This window comes from Micromonospora costi, from assembly GCF_003626655.1.
GTDB classification, from domain to species: domain Bacteria; phylum Actinomycetota; class Actinomycetes; order Mycobacteriales; family Micromonosporaceae; genus Micromonospora; species Micromonospora costi.
In genome coordinates this window covers 196553-213907 of record NZ_RBAN01000007.1, presented here as the reverse complement: position 1 = coordinate 213907, position 17355 = coordinate 196553, and the positions used below count along the sequence as shown (strand labels likewise).

General features: G+C 73.0%; 15 protein-coding genes, 1 tRNA gene and 1 pseudogene. 9 read left to right on the top strand and 8 right to left on the bottom strand.

The features are described 5' to 3' along the window. Positions 1-38 precede the first annotated feature (38 nt). Positions 39-1862, bottom strand: coding sequence for a DUF6311 domain-containing protein (locus D7193_RS29795; RefSeq protein WP_241563616.1), 1824 nt, complete (start codon positions 1860-1862; stop codon positions 39-41). 211 nt (positions 1863-2073) lie between these two features. Between D7193_RS29795 and D7193_RS29790 the strand changes: the two genes are divergently transcribed. Next, complete coding sequence (locus tag D7193_RS29790) at positions 2074-2784, top strand: class I SAM-dependent methyltransferase (RefSeq protein ID WP_120782970.1); 711 nt, start codon at positions 2074-2076, stop codon at positions 2782-2784. A 110-nt stretch (positions 2785-2894) separates the two neighbouring features. Here the strand turns inward: D7193_RS29790 and D7193_RS29785 are convergent, their stop codons facing one another. Next, complete coding sequence (locus D7193_RS29785; protein WP_120782969.1) at positions 2895-3437, bottom strand: YbhB/YbcL family Raf kinase inhibitor-like protein; 543 nt, start codon at positions 3435-3437, stop codon at positions 2895-2897. Positions 3438-3583: 146 nt separating this feature from the next. Here D7193_RS29785 and D7193_RS33315 point away from each other — a divergent pair, with 146 nt between their 5' ends. The 3 genes and pseudogenes from D7193_RS33315 to D7193_RS29775 all read left to right on the top strand — a co-directional run. Beyond that, entirely contained in the window at positions 3584-3769 is a 186-nt protein-coding gene (locus tag D7193_RS33315; protein WP_147434473.1) for an oxysterol-binding protein, read from the top strand. 257 nt (positions 3770-4026) lie between these two features. Further along, entirely contained in the window at positions 4027-5022 is a 996-nt protein-coding gene (locus D7193_RS29780; protein ID WP_120782968.1) for a hypothetical protein, read from the top strand. 151 nt (positions 5023-5173) lie between these two features. Beyond that, positions 5174-5911, top strand: a pseudogene (locus D7193_RS29775) (class I SAM-dependent methyltransferase); the annotation flags it as partial. A 65-nt stretch (positions 5912-5976) separates the two neighbouring features. Here D7193_RS29775 and D7193_RS29770 read toward each other — a convergent pair. Beyond that, positions 5977-6063, bottom strand: a tRNA-Ser gene (locus tag D7193_RS29770). 271 nt (positions 6064-6334) lie between these two features. Here D7193_RS29770 and D7193_RS29760 point away from each other — a divergent pair. Further along, on the top strand, positions 6335-7312 hold the full coding sequence (locus tag D7193_RS29760; RefSeq protein ID WP_120782966.1) for an NAD(P)H-quinone oxidoreductase: 978 nt from the start codon (positions 6335-6337) through the stop codon (positions 7310-7312). Here the strand turns inward: D7193_RS29760 and soxR are convergent. Then, positions 7299-7772, bottom strand: a complete 474-nt coding sequence (gene soxR / locus D7193_RS29755) for a redox-sensitive transcriptional activator SoxR (protein ID WP_120782965.1) — start codon at positions 7770-7772, stop codon at positions 7299-7301. The two genes, D7193_RS29760 and soxR, sit on opposite strands and share 14 nt — an antisense overlap. Before the next feature lie 46 nt (positions 7773-7818). Between soxR and D7193_RS29750 the strand changes: the two genes are divergently transcribed. Together D7193_RS29750 and D7193_RS29745 are read left to right on the top strand one after the other, a co-directional pair. After that, complete coding sequence (locus tag D7193_RS29750; RefSeq protein WP_120782964.1) at positions 7819-8580, top strand: transketolase; 762 nt, start codon at positions 7819-7821, stop codon at positions 8578-8580. 2 nt (positions 8581-8582) lie between these two features. Beyond that, the gene (locus D7193_RS29745; protein WP_120783028.1) at positions 8583-9488 is read left to right on the top strand and encodes a transketolase family protein; all 906 of its coding nucleotides are present in this window, start codon (positions 8583-8585) and stop codon (positions 9486-9488) included. 10 nt (positions 9489-9498) lie between these two features. Here D7193_RS29745 and D7193_RS29740 read toward each other — a convergent pair whose 3' ends face one another. Next, positions 9499-10203, bottom strand: a complete 705-nt coding sequence (locus tag D7193_RS29740; protein ID WP_120782963.1) for a glycosyltransferase family 2 protein — start codon at positions 10201-10203, stop codon at positions 9499-9501. A 123-nt stretch (positions 10204-10326) separates the two neighbouring features. Here D7193_RS29740 and D7193_RS29735 point away from each other — a divergent pair, with 123 nt between their 5' ends. Both D7193_RS29735 and D7193_RS29730 read left to right on the top strand, forming a co-directional pair. Further along, positions 10327-12525 (top strand): hypothetical protein, encoded by a 2199-nt coding sequence (locus D7193_RS29735; protein WP_120782962.1) that lies wholly within the window; start codon positions 10327-10329, stop codon positions 12523-12525. A 211-nt stretch (positions 12526-12736) separates the two neighbouring features. Continuing rightward, entirely contained in the window at positions 12737-14341 is a 1605-nt protein-coding gene (locus tag D7193_RS29730) for a ricin-type beta-trefoil lectin domain protein (protein WP_120782961.1), read from the top strand. A gap of 118 nt (positions 14342-14459) precedes the next feature. Here the strand turns inward: D7193_RS29730 and D7193_RS29725 are convergent, their stop codons facing one another. Genes D7193_RS29725 through D7193_RS29715 form a run of 3 tightly spaced genes read right to left on the bottom strand, consistent with a single transcriptional unit; the run spans position 14460 to position 17316 of the window. Continuing rightward, positions 14460-15047 carry a hypothetical protein gene (locus tag D7193_RS29725; protein WP_120782960.1) on the bottom strand — a complete coding sequence of 196 codons (588 nt, stop codon included), beginning with the start codon at positions 15045-15047 and terminating at the stop codon, positions 14460-14462. A gap of 57 nt (positions 15048-15104) precedes the next feature. Then, complete coding sequence (locus D7193_RS29720) at positions 15105-16628, bottom strand: sensor histidine kinase (RefSeq protein WP_120783027.1); 1524 nt, start codon at positions 16626-16628, stop codon at positions 15105-15107. Continuing rightward, a complete protein-coding gene (locus D7193_RS29715) occupies positions 16621-17316 on the bottom strand; it encodes a response regulator transcription factor (RefSeq protein WP_120782959.1) in 696 nt (231 codons plus the stop codon). The genes D7193_RS29720 and D7193_RS29715 overlap by 8 nt, the downstream gene beginning before the upstream one ends. Between the last annotated feature and the right edge of the window lie 39 nt (positions 17317-17355).

The window sequence follows — 17355 nt, the reverse complement described above, 5'->3', positions numbered from 1 at the left end:
GGGCTGAGCGGCACCACCGCCCCCGTCGCTCGCGCCCCTCAGTCGGTCAGCGGCCGGACGTCCCAGATCCAGACCCCGCCGGTGGACACCGGCCGGATGCCCGTCAGCTCCGTCATCCCCCGCCGCAGCGTGTCGGCGTGCTTCTGGGGCGCGAGGACCACGACGCCGGCCCGCCAGAACCGCAGGTCGTCGACGGCGTTCACCCGGGCCTGCGGGGTGATCGGCGGCACGGCGCCGGTCCGTCGGATGACGGTGAAGAAGCTGCTCGTCGGGCGCGGCGGAGCGGTGAAGAGCGCGGCGCCCCGCTCCTCGGCGTGGGGCCGGTCGTCGGGGCCGAGGAAATAGCCCCGGGCGAGCCGCATGTCCAGTCCCGTCACGGCGGCCCAGCGCAGCGGCTCGGCGTAGTTGGTGTCCGGCAGCGGAAGGGTGACCACGCTCCGGCCGCCCTCGACGTACGGCCGCCAGGCGCCGGACGTGACGAACCGGGGTACCGGGTCGAGGTGGGTGGCCGGCAACGGGGTCGGCAGGAGCGGCAGGAGCGCCATGGCAAACACGGTCAGCGCCGCGAACCGGATCTCTGGCCGGGCGACCGGGTGCCGCACGGCCAGCGTCCGGACCCGCTCGGCGCCGAGCGCGAGCAGCAGCCCGACGATCGGGGTGATGGCCAGCGCCCAGCGGGTCGGCACCACCGAGTGCAGGATCGGCAGGTCCTCCAGCAGCGCCCACAGCCCGGGCACGCCGGTCTCGCGCCCCTCGAAGATCACCTCGCGCCCGAGAGAGAGCACCGTGAACAGCAGCCCGAGCACGGCGAGGCCGATCACCAGGAGGCTGCGCCGGAGCCACCAGACGAGGGCGACCACCAGGATCACGAGGGGCCAGCCGAAGAAGCTGTTCTCCTCGGTCGGGTTCTTCGCGAGGCCGACCGCCGTCCGGGCGCTGCCGGCCAGGGACTCCCGGGAGTACGCCACGAACGACCCCAGGTCCGACGAGTAGCCCCGGATCAGCCGGGACAGACCCTGGTACGCCCCGGGCCCGAAGAACTGCACGTAGAGCGGGTACGCGAGCAGCGCCCCCGCGAGCAGGGCGGCGACGCCCAGGCCGGCGAGGAAGGGACGGATCCGCTGCCGCAGGTCGCGCCGGCCGACGGCGAACAGGGCCACGATCACGCCCAGCCCGATCGCGGTCATGAGCAGGATCTCGAGGTTGAGGAACGCCTGCCAGACGATGACCAGGGCGAGCAGTACGCCGTTGGGCAGCCAGCGCCCTGGCTCCGCGAGCCGGAGGGTCCGCCAGATGATCAGGGGGACCACGAACTGCGACACGATGTTCGGGTGGGCGTTGGCGTGCGAGACCATGGCCGGCGCGAACGCGCAGAACGTCGCGCCCAGCCACGCGGGGCCGCGGGCGCGGACCAGCACCCGGGAGAAGAGGAAATACCAGGCCACGGCCGTGGCAATCATCCCGAACGTCAGGAAGAGCAGGAACGACGTACGCGGGCCGAAGAAGACGGTGATAGGCGTCATTGGCAATGAAACGGATAATACTGATGTATTCGCCATCAGATTGACGCCGTCCGGAACGTTCATCCGGTCCGTGGTGAATGGATAGGCGAAATGGGTAACCACCCGCGCACCGTGCGCCATCATCCACTCGAACTGGGCCTGATCGGACCGGTTGTCCCGGACACCGTTGCGTGGGTCGAGCCAGAGCCGGGCGGTGACCCAGAAGGCCAGTGCCACGAAGCTCAGCAGGGCAAGGGCATCGACCCGACGACCCCTCCCGAAGCGGTCCCTCCGCTCGGGACCTTCGGGCGCGTCGGCCGCGGCGCCACCCGGCCCGGGGCCCGAATCAGGAGTAGTCATAACAATTCGGAGCGTAGTCAGCGTATGGCACCGACGTGACATGTTTCGGGGTACTGCCGTACTATGTGCCGGGTTCGCTGACCGCCGATCGCGTGCCACCCCCCGACCCCTTTTCGGCGACCACGTTGCCCCGATTCTTCTGCCGTCCGCGCGGATGATTCACTCTGTCGGTCCAGGCGCGGGTCGAGTCACACCGTGAGGAAATCGACGCATGGCAGAAATTACTGGTGATCAGCGCATCCAGTCCGAGGTGCTGGAGGGCCTCGCGACCGCGGTGAACCACCGTCGCTGGTTCGTCGAACTGGCTGTGCCATATCTGGGCGACAACCCGATCGAGATCGGCAGCGGGCTCGGTGACTACGCGCTGGAGTGGGCCGACCGCCTTCCCCGGTTCACCGCCACCGAGGCGGACCCGGACCGGCTGGTCCGACTCAAGGAGCGGCTCGCCGACCGGCCGACCATCGACGTACGCGAGATGCTGCTCCCGCACTCGGAGCGCGGCGACTACAGCGCGGTCGTGTCGTACAACGTGCTGGAGCACATCGACGACCACGTGGGTGCCCTGCGGAGCATGCGCGACCTGGTCCGGCCGGGCGGCGCGGTCATCATCATCGTGCCGGCCTTCCAGTTCGCGATGAGCCCGGCCGACATCGCCACCGGGCACGTGCGCCGCTACACGAAGAAGACGCTCGCGGCCGCCATGACCGAGGCCGGCCTGACCGTCGAGAAGATCCACTACGCGAACGCGCTGGGCCTGCTCGGCTACTTCACGGCGACGAAGGTCTTCCGGCTGATGCCGAAGGAGGGGCCGATGGTGAAGATCTACGACACCCTCGTGCTTCCGGCCACCAAGGCGGCCGAACAGCTCGTACGCCCGCCCTTCGGCCAGTCCGTCTTCGCCGTAGCGCGCGTCCCGGCCTGACCCCGACCCCCCCATCCCCGCGATCTTGCACTTTCGGCCCCAGATTCGCGGCCTTCGCCCCCTTTGTCGGGGCAGTAAGTGCAAGATCGCGGGGAGCAGGGTGGGGGCTACTACTCCTTGACCTGGTACGTGGGGCGGATGACTGCCCGGGCCAGGGTGTGGAAGGCCAGGTTGAACCCCACGTAGGCCGGGGTGGCGTCCGGCGTGAGGTCCAGGCGGTCGACGTCCAGCGCGTGCACCGCGAAGACGTACCGGTGGGGCCGGTCCCCGGCCGGCGGAGCGGCGCCACCGTAGCCCTGCTCGCCGTAGTCGTTGCGCACCGCGAACGCCCCGCCGAGGTCGACGCTCGCACCGCCGCCGGCGCCACGCGGCAGCTGCGTCACGTCCGTCGGCACGTTGACGAGGACCCAGTGCCAGAAACCGCTGCCCGTGGGGGCGTCCGGGTCGTAGCAGGTGATCGTGAAGCTACGGGTCTCAGCCGGGAAGTCGGACCACGTGAGCTGCGGCGAGAGGTTCTCGCCCCCCACGCTGTGGTGCGCGTGCCGTACGTCCATCGGCTCGCCGTTCTGCACGTCGTCACTGGTCAGCGTGAACGACGGCACGGTCGGCAGCACTTCGTACGGGTCCGGGGCGATGGCTCGTTCCAGGTTCATCTCAAACGCGTCCTTCCGGTGTGCGCGCAGGGTCCTGCGCCCTTCTTACCCTGCGCCGGCCCGGTATTCGACCGGAAGCGCCAGGTGTGGAAAAGCCGTTCGTCTCACTACCGTTGGCCGTACCCAACCTTCCCAGGAGAAAATTCTTGACCAGCATGTGGCGTGACGCGATCGCGGCGGTCCTGACCGCGATCCGGCGTCGACCCGACGAGCGGGCGATCGCCGAGGAGCGCCGCCGCGCCGTCGAGCGGCTGGCCGAGGAGAAGATCCGCCAGGAGCGGCGGGCGCGCGACGTAGGCGTCGGCGACCTCGCCGAGGACCCGCAGGACTGACCGGGATCACGCACACCGACGGACGTCGCTAGGGCGTTTCGGGCGGACGACGCGGCAGCGCGTCCGTCGTCGGCCGGCACGACCGGCCGGGCCGGGGGTTAACCCCCCGTCGAACCGGGGGTCGGCCGCCGGATGGGGTCGGGGGCGCGTCGGATGGTTGAGCGGTACGGATTCGCCGAGGCTGGGTGACACGTCGACATCGCCCACGGCCGGCCCGTTCGGACAGCCACGGCCGGCCGATCCTCGTCTGGAGCCCCATGACCATCCTTGGACAATGCCTCAGCGCGCTGCGCCACTGGCACCGCCCGCTGGTGGCGAACGCAGCGCTCATGTTCACCCTGACGGTGCTCTCCGCCGTCGGTCTGTTCCTCGACGATCGCCTGCTCATCGGCGAGTCGGTGTGGGTGAAACCGATGAAGTTCGGCTTGGCCATGGGCGTGTACGGCCTGACGCTGGCGTGGCTGCTCAGCAAGCTGAGCAGGGGGCGACGTCTCGGCTGGTGGCTCGGTACCGTCTTCGCGGTCGCCGGTCTGCTGGACGTCGGTGCCGTCGTCTACGCCGCCGCGCACGGCACCATCAGCCATTTCAACAACAACGACGAGCCTGTCGCCGAGACCGTGCGGACGGCGTTCAACATCGGTGTCGCGCCGCTCCTGCTGATCACCATGATCATCGCGGTGCTGGTCCTGATCCAACGCACCGGCGACCGCGCCATGTCCCGCGCCCTGCGCGCCGGACTCGGGCTCGCCATCGCCAGCATGGTCGTGGCCCTGTGGCTCAGCAACTCCGCAGGCGCCCGCACGGTGACCGACGCCAACGGCAACCCGGTGTCCATGAACGGCGGCCACGGCATCGGCGACCCCGACGGCAACGGCATGTTCCTCACCCACTGGAGCACCACCGGCGGGGACCTGCGCGTACCGCACTTCGTCGGCCTGCACGCCATCCAGGTGCTGCTGCTCGTCACCGCGATCCTGGGCGTACTCGCGACCCGCCAGCACTGGCTCCGCGACGAACGGGTCCGGGCCCGATTGGTCGGCGTCGCCGCCCTCGGCTACACCGGTGCCTTCGCCACGCTCACCTGGCAGGCGAAACGGGGCGTCCCGGTCACCCACCTCGACCGGCAGACGCTCATCGCCTTCGCGGGGGTCGCGGCGTTCACCCTCGTGGCGGCCGCCGTCGTGGTCGTCGCCGCACGTCGCCGGTCGGCCTCGCCCACCTACGCGGCGCTGTCGGGAGTGGGGGCCGGCTGAGCGGGTGTACGCGCCCCCTGGCCAGTGGTCAGGGGGCGTTCCGCGTCCCGCAGGGCACGCCGCACGGACGAACGTGACCTACGCTCCAGGGCAGCGACGCCGGTGCGCGGCGGGGGCCGGCGAGAGCCAGGGAGGCGGCGACATGTCCAACGCGCAGTTGTACGACACCATCGGAGCCACCTACACCGTGACGCGGCGCACCGAGCCGCGGATCGCCGCGCAGGTCTGGGCCGCGCTCGGCGACGCGCGGACGGTGGTGAACGTCGGGGCCGGCACCGGCTCGTACGAGCCCACCGACCGTGACGTCACCGCCGTGGAACCGTCCGCGCTCATGCGTGCCCAGCGCCCCCCGGGGGCGGCGCGGTGCGTGGCCGCCGCTGCCGAGAGCCTTCCGTTCGAGGACCAGTCCTTCGACGCGGCGATGGCCTTCGCCACCATCCACCACTGGCGGGACCCGATCGCGGGCCTGCGGGAGATGCGGCGCGTCGCCCGCCGCGTGGTCGTGTTCACGCACGACACCAGTGAGGCCGGGTGGCTTCACCGGTTCTGGTTCACCCGCGACTACCTTCCCGAAGCTGCGGACCTCCTTGTCGGCCGGCCGTCGTTGGACGAGCTGGCCGGCGCGATCGGCGCCCGCACGGAGCCGGTGCTCATCCCGTGGGACTGCGCCGACGGCTTCTTCGAGGCGTACTGGCGCCGGCCCGAGGCGTACCTGGACGAGAACGTGCGTCGCGGGGTGTCCGTCTTGGCCAGGCTCGGGCCGGACGTCGAGCAGCGGGCGGTGCGGAACCTCCGTGAGGACCTGGCCTCCGGCCGGTGGGCGGAACGCAACCGCGACCTCGTCGATCTCGACGCGGCAGAACTCGGCCTCCGCCTGCTCATCGCCTGAACCGGCCACCGGGCGCCCTCCGACCGGCGTCCGCGCTGGTCGGGGGTTTCTGCGGCCCAGCGAAGCGGAGGGTGTGGGATTCGAACCCACGAAGAGATTGCTCCCTTACCGGTTTTCAAGACCAGCGCCATCGGCCACTAGGCGAACCCTCCCGGGCCGCGCCCCGGAGGTACGCGGCCGTGCCTAGTCTGCCATGACGCGCGGCCGGGCGAGCGGGCACGGCACCGCCGCTCCCGGCCACCCGACCCGCTCGGGAGTCCACTGTGTCCGGCCCGCCACCAGCGGTGATCATGAAGTTATCGCCACGACACGCCGTGCCCCACGGCAATAACTTCATGATCACGCGAGGGGAGGGCGAGGGGAGGTCGAGGGAAGCCCGAGGGGGGCAGGGGACGGGCCGGTTCGGTGGGGTATGACTGGGGGATGCGTGCGATCACTGTGGTGGAGCCTGGCGGACCCGACGCGCTGGTCTGGGCCGAGGTGCCCGACCCGGAGCCCGGCCCGGGCGAGGTGGTCATGGACGTGCGGGCCAGCGCCGTGAACCGGGCGGACCTGCTGCAACGGCAGGGGCACTACCCGCCGCCGGCGGGTGCTCCCCCGTACCTCGGCTTGGAGTGCGCCGGCGTGATCAGCGCGCTCGGGCCGGACGTCGCGGGGTGGCACGTCGGGCAGGAGGTCTGCGCGCTGCTGGCCGGTGGCGGCTACGCCGAGCGGGTGGCGGTGCCCGCCGGTCAGCTGCTGCCGGTGCCGGCCGGCGTCGACCTGGTCGACGCCGCGGCGCTGCCCGAGGTGGCCTGCACGGTGTGGTCGAACCTGGTGCTCGTGGCCGGGCTGCAGGACGGCGAGACCCTGCTCGTGCACGGTGGCGGCAGCGGCATCGGCACGTTCGCGATCCAGTTCGGTACGGCACTCGGCGCCACCGTCGTGGTGACCGCCCGCGCCGGGAAGCACGAGCGGCTACGCGAGCTGGGCGCTGCCCACACGATCGACTACCGCGAGCAGGACTTCGTCGAGGAGGTCCGCCGGGTCACCGACGGCCGGGGCGCGGACGTGGTCCTCGACATCATGGGCGCCTCTTACCTGGGCCGGAACGTGGCCGCGCTGGCCACCGGCGGCCGGCTCGTGGTGATCGGGTTGCAGGGCGGGCGCAAGGGCGAGCTGGACCTCAACGCGCTGATGACCAAGCGGGCCACGGTCGCGGCGACCACGCTGCGGGCCCGGCCGGCCGCGCAGAAGGCGGCCATCGTCCGCGGCGTACGGGACGAGGTGTGGCCGCTCGTCGAGACGGGCCGGATCCGGCCGATCGTGGAGCGGCGCCTGCCGATGGCCGAGGCCGCCGCGGCGCATCGGCTCCTGGAGGAGGGCGACCACGTCGGCAAGGTGCTGCTCACGACGGCGTGACGCCGGCCTCCGCCTCGTCACCGGCCCGGGACAGCATGAGCCGGGCACCCGGCCCCTCGCCGGCCAGCGTGTCGCCCGGGTTGTAGAGGGTGCACCGCTGCAGGGACAGGCAGCCGCAGCCGATGCAGCTGTCCAGGTCGTCGCGGAGCTTCGTCATGAGCCGGATCCGCTCGTTCAACCGCTCCCGCCAGGTGGTGGAGAGCCGGGCCCAGTCCGAGGCGGTGGGCGTACGCGAGGCGGGCAGCGAGTCGAGCGCCGCCCGGATCTCCTCCAGCGAGATACCCACCTGCTGGGAGATGCGGATGAACGCCACCCGGCGCAGCTCGACACGCGCGTAACGGCGCTGGTTGCCGCCGGTGCGCTCGGCCCGGATGAGGCCGAGCCGCTCGTAGTAGCGCAGGGCGGAGGGTGCCACCCCGCTGCGGTCGGAGAGCTGCCCGATGGTGAGGGACTCGTGCATCACGTCACCTTGAGTTGAACCATGGTTTAACTTGCAGGCTAGCCGCATGACCACGACAACCGCCACCACCATCCCGCCCGCCAGCGCCCGGAGCGCCCCGCCAGGAATCGTGCCCGCCCCGCCGGGAACCGTGGCCGTCCCCGAGCCGGTCGCCGCCGCGCTGGAGCGCGTACGGGCCGGGCGGGAGTTCGGCGCGAACGTGTACTCGACCGTCGACGTGCTGTGGGTGCTCTACGACCGGATCCTGCGGATCACACCCGACACCACCGACGACCCGGACCGCGACCGCTTCCTGCTCTCCAAGGGGCACGCCGTGGCCGGGTACTACGCGGTGCTCGCCGCGAAGGGGTTCGTTCCCGGCGCCTGGCTGGACGACCAGGGCGGCCCGGGCAGCCGGCTCGGCGACCACCCCGACCGGACCCTGGTGCCCGGCGTCGAGATCGGCTCCGGGTCGCTCGGTCACGGGCTCGGGCTCGGCGTGGGCACCGCGCTCGGGCTGCGGGCCCAGGGCCGGCTCACCCCGCGGGTGTACGTGCTGCTCGGCGACGCGGAGCTGGACGAGGGCTCCAACCACGAGGCCATCGCGTACGCCGGCGCCAGCGGCCTGCCCAACCTGACCGCCGTGGTGGTGGACAACCACTCGGCCACGCACGGCTGGCCCGGTGGGCTCGCGGCGCGGTTCGAGGTGAACGGCTGGAGCGCCGCCACCGTCGACGGGCGCGACCACGAGGCCCTGCACCACGCCCTCACGGGGCACGACAACCACCGGCCGCACGTCGTCGTCGCGGTCGTCGACCCGGGGGAGTGACCGTGCGGCAGACCTTCGTCGACACCACCACCGCGCTGCTCGCGGAGGACCCGCGTACGGCGCTCGTGCTCGCCGACATCTCGGCCGCCGCCTTCGCGCCGGCCGCCACCCGTCACCCGGACCGGGTGCTCAACGTGGGCATCCGCGAGCAGCTCATGGTGGGCGTGGCCGGGGGCCTCGCGCTCACCGGGCTGCGCCCGATCGTGCACAGCTACGCCCCGTTCCTGGTCGAGCGGGCGTACGAGCAGGTCAAGCTCGACCTGGACCACCAGGACGTGACCGCCGTGCTGGTCAGCGTCGGTGCCTCGTACGACCGGGCGGCGGCGGGTCGCACCCACCTGTCCCCGGCCGACGTGTCTTTGATCGACACCCTGCACGACTGGACCGTGCACGTACCCGGGCACCCCGACGAGGTGCCGGCGCTGCTGCGCGCCGTGGTGGCCGGGGACGGCTCGGCCTACGTACGCCTCTCCACCCTGCAGAACGACCGGCCGCTCGGCGGCGACGGCACGCTCGCCGCGGTCCGGGACGCCGGGCCGGGCGCCCCGCTGCTCGTGGCGGTCGGACCGGTACGGGACGCGGCACTGGCCGCGGTGGCCGACCTGCCGGTCACCGTGGCGTACACCCACCGGCCGCGCCCGTTCGACGTGGCCGGGCTGCGGGCACTGGCCGGCACGGACGTGATCCTCGTGGAGCCCTACCTGGCCGGCACGTCGAGCCGGGTGGTGTCGGCGGCGCTGGCCGACCGGCCGCACCGACTACTGGCGCTTGGGGTGGGCCGGGAGGACCTGCGCCGCTACGGCTCGTCGGAGGACCACACCCGGTGGCACGGCCTGGACGCGGCCGGGCTGCACCGGTCGGTCAGCCGGTTCCTCGGCAGCCGGCGCGAGGCCGCGCTGCCGGTGTGAGGGACGGCCCTCAGCGGGCCGTCGTGGTGGGACGGCGGCGGGTGCGCTCCCGGCCGAGGATCCAGAGCGCCTCGACGCCGTCCTTCCAGGTGATCTTCTTGCCCTCCTCGCGCCCACGGGCCCGGTAGCTGATCGGCACCTCGTAGGGGCGGATGCGGCGGCGCAGCAGCTTGCCGGTGACCTCGGCCTCCATGCCGAAACCGCGCGAGCGGATGTCGAGCGAGCGGTAGAGCGCGACCGGCATCAGCTTGAAACAGGTCTCCAGGTCACCGATGTAGGAGTTGAACAGGACGTTCGCCGCCATCGTGACACCGCGGTTGCCCATGACGTACCAGAAGCTGTACGCGCTGTGGCTGCCGAAGGTGCGGTTGCCGTAGACCACCGTGGCGCGGCCGTCGAGCACCGGGTCGAGCAGCTTGGGGATGTCCTGCGGGTCGTACTCCAGGTCGGCGTCGAGAATGACCATGTATTCACCCTCGGCGTTGTCGACCGCCGTCTTGATGGCCGCGCCCTTGCCCGCGTTGCGCTGGTGCGTGATGACCCGCAGCCGCTGGTCGTCGGCCCGGCCGAGGACCTCTGCGGTGCCGTCCCGGCTGCCGTCGTCGACCACTACCAATTCGATCTCGCACGGGTAGTCGACCGCCAATGCCTGCTTGAGGGCATCCGCGATGCGTTCTTCCTCGTTGTAGACCGGCATGAGGATCGAGAGCTTCACGGGAATCTCCACGGTGGCGACAATATGTCGGGCCTAGCGTAGCCTGGCTGGTCAGCGCAACGGTGGCCACCACCTCGTGTATCCGGCGTGGCGAATTGGAAACGATGGTGTTTACTTCCCGCCATGTCGGCAGCCGGCTTCCTGCTCGCGGTGGCGCCCGTCGCCGCGATGCTCCTGCTCGTCCTCGCGACCCGACCCGCCGCCGGCACGGTGGCACCGCTACGGCTCGGCATCGTCCGGGCCGCGCTGCTCACCGGCGGCTTCGCGGTGCTCACGGTCGAGGTGCTCGGTGAGCTGCACGCGCTGACCCGGCCGGCTTTCGCCACCGCCTGGCTGCTCTTCCTCGCCGCCGCAGGCGCGGCCGCCGCCTGGCGCCGCCGGCGGGACGCCGCGCGATCCGCGGAGACGACCGCCGCGCCCCGCAGGGCCCTGGTCGCCGCGACCGCCGGCGCGCCCGCAGAGGACGTACGCTCCGACACTCCCCGGCCACACTCCGCCACCGGCCACGGATCGGCTGCCGGCGGGTGGCGTGACCGGCTGCGCGAGAGCTGGCGTACGGCCGGCCGGGCCGACCGGCTCCTCGCCGGCACGGTGGGCGGGTTCGTGCTGGTCGAACTGCTCATCGCCCTGCTCGCCGAGCCGAACAACTTCGACTCGCAGACGTACCACCTGCCCAAGGTGGAGCACTGGGTGGCCCAGGGCGACCTGGACTTCTGGCCCACCGCCATCCACCGGCAGGTGACCATCCCGCCCGGCGCCGAGTACCTGCTGCTGCACCTCCGCCTGCTCACCGGCGGCGATCGGCTGCACAACCTGGTGCAGTGGGCGGCCGGCGTGGGCTGCCTGCTGGTCGCCGCCCGGATCGCGGCGCAGCTCGGCGGCGGCCGGCGCGCCCAGTTGCTCGCCGCGTTCGTCGTGGCCACGACGCCGATGGTGGCGCTGCAGGCGACCAGCACGCAGACCGACCTCGTGGTCGCGGCCTGGGTCGCGTGCACGGCGACCCTGGTGCTGGACGGGCTGCGCCGCCGCACCGGGGTGGGCACGATGCTCGGGCTCGGGGCGGCCGCCGGGTTGACCGCGGTGAGCAAGACCAGCGGTCTGGTCGCCGTCGGCCCGCTGCTGGTGCTGTGGGGGCTGGCCCAGCTCCGGCTCGCCCGTACGGCCGGCGAGGGCGCCGGGCGCGGCGCACCGGCAGACGCCCGGGTCGGCGCGTCGCCGTCCGGCGGGATCGCCCGGACGGTCGGCGGCTCGCTGCTCATCCTGGTCGTGGCGGCCGCCGTGGTCGGCCCGTTCCTGGCCCGCGTGACGGCCGAGTTCGGACACCCGCTCGGGCCGCCCCGGCTGCGCGAGTCGATCCCCATGGAGCGGCACGACCCCGCCTCGGTCCTGGTCAACGCCCTGCGCATCGCGCACACGGCGTTCGACACGCCGCTCGCGCCGCTGCGCCACGCCACCGCCGAGGCCGTCATCGGCGGCGCGGGTGTGATCGGCGTCGACCCGCAGGACCGGGCGATCACCTTCGGCCGGGAGGTCTTCCCCGAGCCGGCCTGGTATCCCGACGAGGACCGGGTCGCGTTCCCGCTGGCCGGCTCGCTCGCGGTGCTGGGCGCGGTCTTCGCGCTCGCCCGCCCGGCGCGGATCGCGCCGACCGCCGCCGGGCCGCTGCGGGCGTACGCCACGACCGTGGTGGTCGCCGTGGCGCTGCACACCGCCATGATCAAGTGGCAGCCGTGGGGCAACCGGCTGCTCATGTACGCGCTGGTGCTGGCCGTGCCGCTGGCCGGGCTCTGGCTGGACGCCCTGTTCCGGCGTCGCTCCGGCGCCCCCGCCGGGGCCGGCGCGGCGGGCGTGGCCGGTCGCCGCTCCGTCGCCGTCCTCACGGCGGTGACCGTGCTCGCGACCTCCGCGCTCGCCGGTGTGCTGGCGCTGTCGTACGGCTTCCCGCGCCGGCTGGTCGGCTCGGGTTCCGTCTTCACCACCTCCGAGTGGGACACCCGCTTCCTCCGCCGCCCCCAGTGGACGGACGAGTTCCGCTGGGCGGCCGAGGCCGTACGCGCGAGCGGCGCCCGCCGGATCGGCCTCGCCCAGCAGAACGACAACTGGGAGTACCCCTGGTGGCTCCTGCTGCGCGACCGGGACGGCCGGCCGCCGGACCTGGTGGCGCTGCAGTCGGTGCTGCCGGAGCGGCCGCCGACCGACCCGGCCTCGGTGGACGCCATCGTCTGCACCGGCCCCCGGGCGGCGTGCACACGCCTCGTCCCGCCCGACTGGCGGCTGGAGTACCGCGACTACGTCGGCTACGCCCTGCCGCCCGGCCGCTGACCCCGGACGCCCTGCCGCCCCGGCCGGCCCCGCCCCCGGCACGGCACCGAACGCCCGGACACGGCGTCAGGCGGCGGCGTCCGGATCGCCCGAAGGGTGCGGTTCGGCAGTGCGCGCAAGTATTACGAGACGCATTCACATGCCCGACGCCGCACGTTACCTTCGAGTAACTCAATCGACATCCAACGATTGAGTCGAAAGGAGTGCGTCGATGCCTGTCACCTCCGCCAGGCGCGAACGGACCACCCGACGGCGTGTCCTCGCCGTCGCCGTCGCCGTCGCCGCCGCTCTCGCCCTCCCGATGCTCGTCGGACCGGCCAGCCCCGCCGCGGCGGCCGACCGGCCTCCCGTCCAGCCGCTCCCCGCCAACCTCGAGACGATCCGCGCCGCCGAGGCCACCGCCCTCTACGGCTCGCCGGGCATCCGCCCGATCGAGCAGCGCCGCACCTCGCTGGTCACCATGGGCGACAGCGAGATCTCCGGTGAGGGGGTCGGCAACTACGTCCCCGGCACCCACGAGCCCGGCAACTGGTGCGACCGCTCGTACGACCAGGCGGTGTTCCGCACCGGCATCGCCGCCGACGAGAGGTACAACATCGCCTGCTCGGGGGCGACCCCGTGGAACCTCATCGCCGGCGGCCCGACCCAGCACAACGAACTGAACCAGGGCGACCACCTCGCCATCAAGGCGCGCAACACGCACATCCGCCTGATCTGGGTGGTGGTCGGCGCCAACGGTGACGGCACGATCCAGTTCGGCCCGGTCGCCACCGACTGCGCTATCAGCCGGGTCTTCTTCCAGGGCCCCTGCTACCCCACGTACACCGACGAGTGGACGGTGCGCACCGACGGCAGCCGGCAGGCCGTCGAGGCCGCGCTCACCGACATCCGGAACACCATGACCAAGGCCGGCTACCTGGCCACCGACTACGAGCTGGTGCTCATGTCGTACCCGAGCCCGGGCAGCCCCGACGTCGAGGACAACCCCGACTTCCCCGGCTGGTACTCGGGCGGCTGCCTGCTCTACCTGGCCGACGCGGCGTTCGCGCGCAACAAGGCGGTGCCGATGTTCGAGTCGGCGCTACGGGCCGCGGCCGCCAACACCGGCACCCGCTACCTGGACGCGAGCCGGCTGTTCCACGGCCACGAGGTCTGCACCGACAGCACCTCCGTGCGTGGCCTCTACATCGAGGTCGGCATCTGGGACGAGAACGCGGCCCGCCAGTCGTTCCACCCGAACTACCGGGGGCACGGCATGTTCGCCCAGTGCATCACCCAGTTCTGGAACTCCGGCCAGCAGCGGGCCACCTGCGTCGACCCGGCAAGCACGGGCAACGGGCTGCTCTACCCCGGCCTGTTCGAGTTCAAGCAGCTGCGCAACGTCGCGACCGGCACCTGCGTCGACGGCAAGGGGTACGACTCGCGCAACGGCACACCCCAGCAGTCGTACGGCTGCCACGGCGGTCGTAACCAGGGCTTCTGGTACGACACGAGCCGCCAGTCGCTGCACTCGGAGCTCTCCCACGACCGGTGCCTCGACGTGGCCAACGGGTCGCTGACCTCGGGTACGGCCGTGAACATCTACGACTGCCACGGCGGGGCGAACCAGCGGTTCGTGTTCGCCGGCGACCAGATCAAGCCGGCCGGCAACGCCAACCTCTGCCTGGCCTTCGACAACCCGCTGCTGGGCACGCCCCGGCTGCGGCTGGCCACCTGCTCGACGAGCAGCCGCCAGCGCTGGTCCGTCGAGTCGCGCACCTTCCCCACCCCGGTCGGCTACGGCCACGACGACTTCATAGGCTCCCGTGTCTACTAACCCCTGCCCGTCCCCCTCTCTCCCCCCGCGATCTTGCAGTTTCGGCCCCGGCAAAAGCCGCGTATCACCACGAACCAAGGGCACAAACTGCAAGATCGCGGGGAGAAGGGGGCGGGGGCTACGGGCGCGGGATTACCGTTACACGGGCTACCGGGGTTTCGCCGTTCCTCTCGCCGGCTACGCCCAGCTTGGTGCCGACCTTCACCTCGCTCGGCTGGATCGAGGTACGCCGCTCGATCACCCGCAGGTCGTCGCCGAACCGCCAGGTCATGCTGAAGCCGTCCGTGGACTTCACCGTCATCGAGTCACCGTCGATCGCGGTCACCTCGCCGCGCTGCACGACGACCGTCTTCGTACCGCCGTCCTTCGTCTGCACCACGGCCTCGCCGTGCAGCGTGTTCCGGCGCAGCAGCACCCGCGCCTTGCGGCGCTCGCGGGCCTGCTCGGCCTTCTCGCGGCGCGGCTTGTCCCCCTTCGCCGTGGGCGCCGCCGACGGCGACGCCGGCGCGGCCACGTCCACGACGTCCAGGTCACCGGGGTCGAAACCCATCGCGGTGAGCGCCTGGCCCTCGGCGCCCATCGCGGCGGCGACCTCGACCGCCGCCTCGCGGGCCGGCTGGTCCGCCGCCCCGGCGGCGCAGCCGCTGACGCCGAGCGTGACCGCCGCGAGCAGTGCGGTGCCGCCGGCGATTCCCCAACGTGCCATGACTCTCCCTCTCGTCCGTGCGTGCGCCCAGCCTCCCCCGCGCCGGCGAGCGCAGGGTCAGACCGATGTTCGGATCAGGTAAGGATCCGCGGGCAGCCGGACCGTGAACGCCGCCCCGCCCTCGGCCGCGTGGCCCGCCGCGATCTCCCCGCCGAGCCGGCGGACCAGCCCGGCCGCGAGCGCCAGCCCGAGCCCGCTGCCCACCTTGCGCACCCCCCGGTACCGCTGGTGCAACGCGCCGCGCTCGAACGCCACCGCGAGGTCGTCGTCCGTGAAACCGGGCCCGCCGTCGCGGACCTCCACGATCCCGCCGGACGCCGGGTCCGGACCTGCCGCCCGGACCGCGAGCACCACGGGCGCCCCCGGCGGTACGACCCGCAGCGCGTTCTCCAGCAGGCCGTCGACCACCTGCCGGATGCGGCCCGGATCGGTGTACGCGGGGACGGGCGCCTCCGGCCGCTCGACCCGGAAGTCGACCCCGACGGCCGCGCACCGGGCGGCCCACGTCCGCTCGGCGTCCGCGGCCAGCCGGGTGAGGTCGACCGGCACCGGTTCCAGCGGGAAGTCGGCCGCCTCCAGCCGGGCCAACGCCAGCAGGTCGCTCACCAGGCGGTCCAGGTGCTCGGCCTCGGCGAGCACGGTACGCCCGGTGCCGGTCACGTCGCCCGGCTCGATGACGCCGTCGGCCAGCGCCTCGGCGTACCCCCGGATGGCGGTCAGCGGCGTACGCAGCTCGTGCGACACGGAGAGCAGGAACTCCCGCTGCCGTCCCTCGCTGGTGGCCAGCGCGGCGGCCAACCCGTTGAGCGCGTACGCCAGGTCGGCCACCTCGTCGGGCGGTTCGACCGGCACCCGCACCTCCCGGTCCCCGGCGCGGAGCCGGGCCGCCGCCGTCGCCGCGGTGCGGATCGGCCGGGCCAGCCGGCGGGCGAGCAGCAGACCGGCCACGACACCGGCGGCCAGCCCGGCGAGCAGCGGCGCCCACAGGCCGCGGAGCACCTGCCCCCACAGGCCGCCGGTGAGCGGCCGGGACAGCACCACTCCGTTGCCGTTCGGGAGGGCCCGTCCCTCGATCAGCGCCCGCCGGCCCTCGACGAGGCGGCGGGCGGAGACGTTGCGCCCCTCGGCGATGCGCTGCACCACGCGCGGCGGCAGGCCGGGCCGGTCGGCCACGCCGCTCCGGATCAGGAACGCGTCGATGCCCAGCGCGCGCAACTGCCGGATGAGCCGTTCCTCGTCGGCGGTGCGGCCGCGGTCGAGCCGGGTCCGCAGCACCTCGGCGGCCAGGCGGGCCTGCGCGGCCAGTGCCTCCTGGTCACGGCGCTCGGCGCCACGGACGGCGAGCGGCACCGCGACGATCGCGGTGACCAGCACGGCGACCAGCGCCACCGCGCAGGTCGCGAGCACCGCGCGCACCGTCAGCGTCCGCCCGAACCGGCCGCGGGGCGGTGCGGGTGGCGGCGTGCCGAGCACCGGCAGCGCCACGGTCGGCGGGTCGACGCGGGTCGGCCCGGGCCCACCCGGGCCGAGCGGACCGGCCTTCGCGGGGCCGGTCGGGAGGTCGGGGGTGGGCTCAGGCATCGGCCGCGTACCCGACACCGCGGTGGGTCCGGATCACGCCGGCCGCGTCACCGAGCTTCGCGCGTACCTGCGCCACGTGCACGTCGACGGTACGGGTGCCGGCGTGGGCCGCGTACCCCCAGACGGCGGCGAGCAGTTCCTCCCGGGTGAAGACCCGCCCGGGACGGCCCATCAGGTGTGCGAGCAGGTCGAACTCGGTCGAGGTCAGCTGGATGGGGGCACCGGCCGCGGTCACCGTCCGGCGGACCGGGTCGAGGGCCACCGAGCCGACGACCCGGGGACGGTCCGGACCGTCGGGCGGACCGGCGGTGCGCCGGAGCACCGCCCGGACGCGGGCGACGAGTTCGCGGGGGCTGAACGGCTTGGTGACGTAGTCGTCCGCGCCCAGCTCCAGGCCGACGATCCGGTCCACCTCGTCGTCCCGCGCGGTGAGGAAGATGACGGGCGTCCAGTCGCCGGCCTCGCGGAGCCGCCGGCAGATCTCGGTGCCGGCCAGGCCGGGCAGGGCGATGTCGAGGACGCAGGCCACCGGGCGCAGCCGCCGGGCGGCGGCCAGGCCGGCGTCGCCGTCCCGCTCCAGGTGTACGCCGAAGCCGTCCCGGGCCAGGTAGAGCCGGACGAGGTCGGCGATCGCCGGCTCGTCCTCCACCACGAGGACGAGCCCGCGTTGCGGCGCGTCGACGGTCACCGGCCCATGATTGCCGACCGGAGGGCGCGAGCGCCCGTC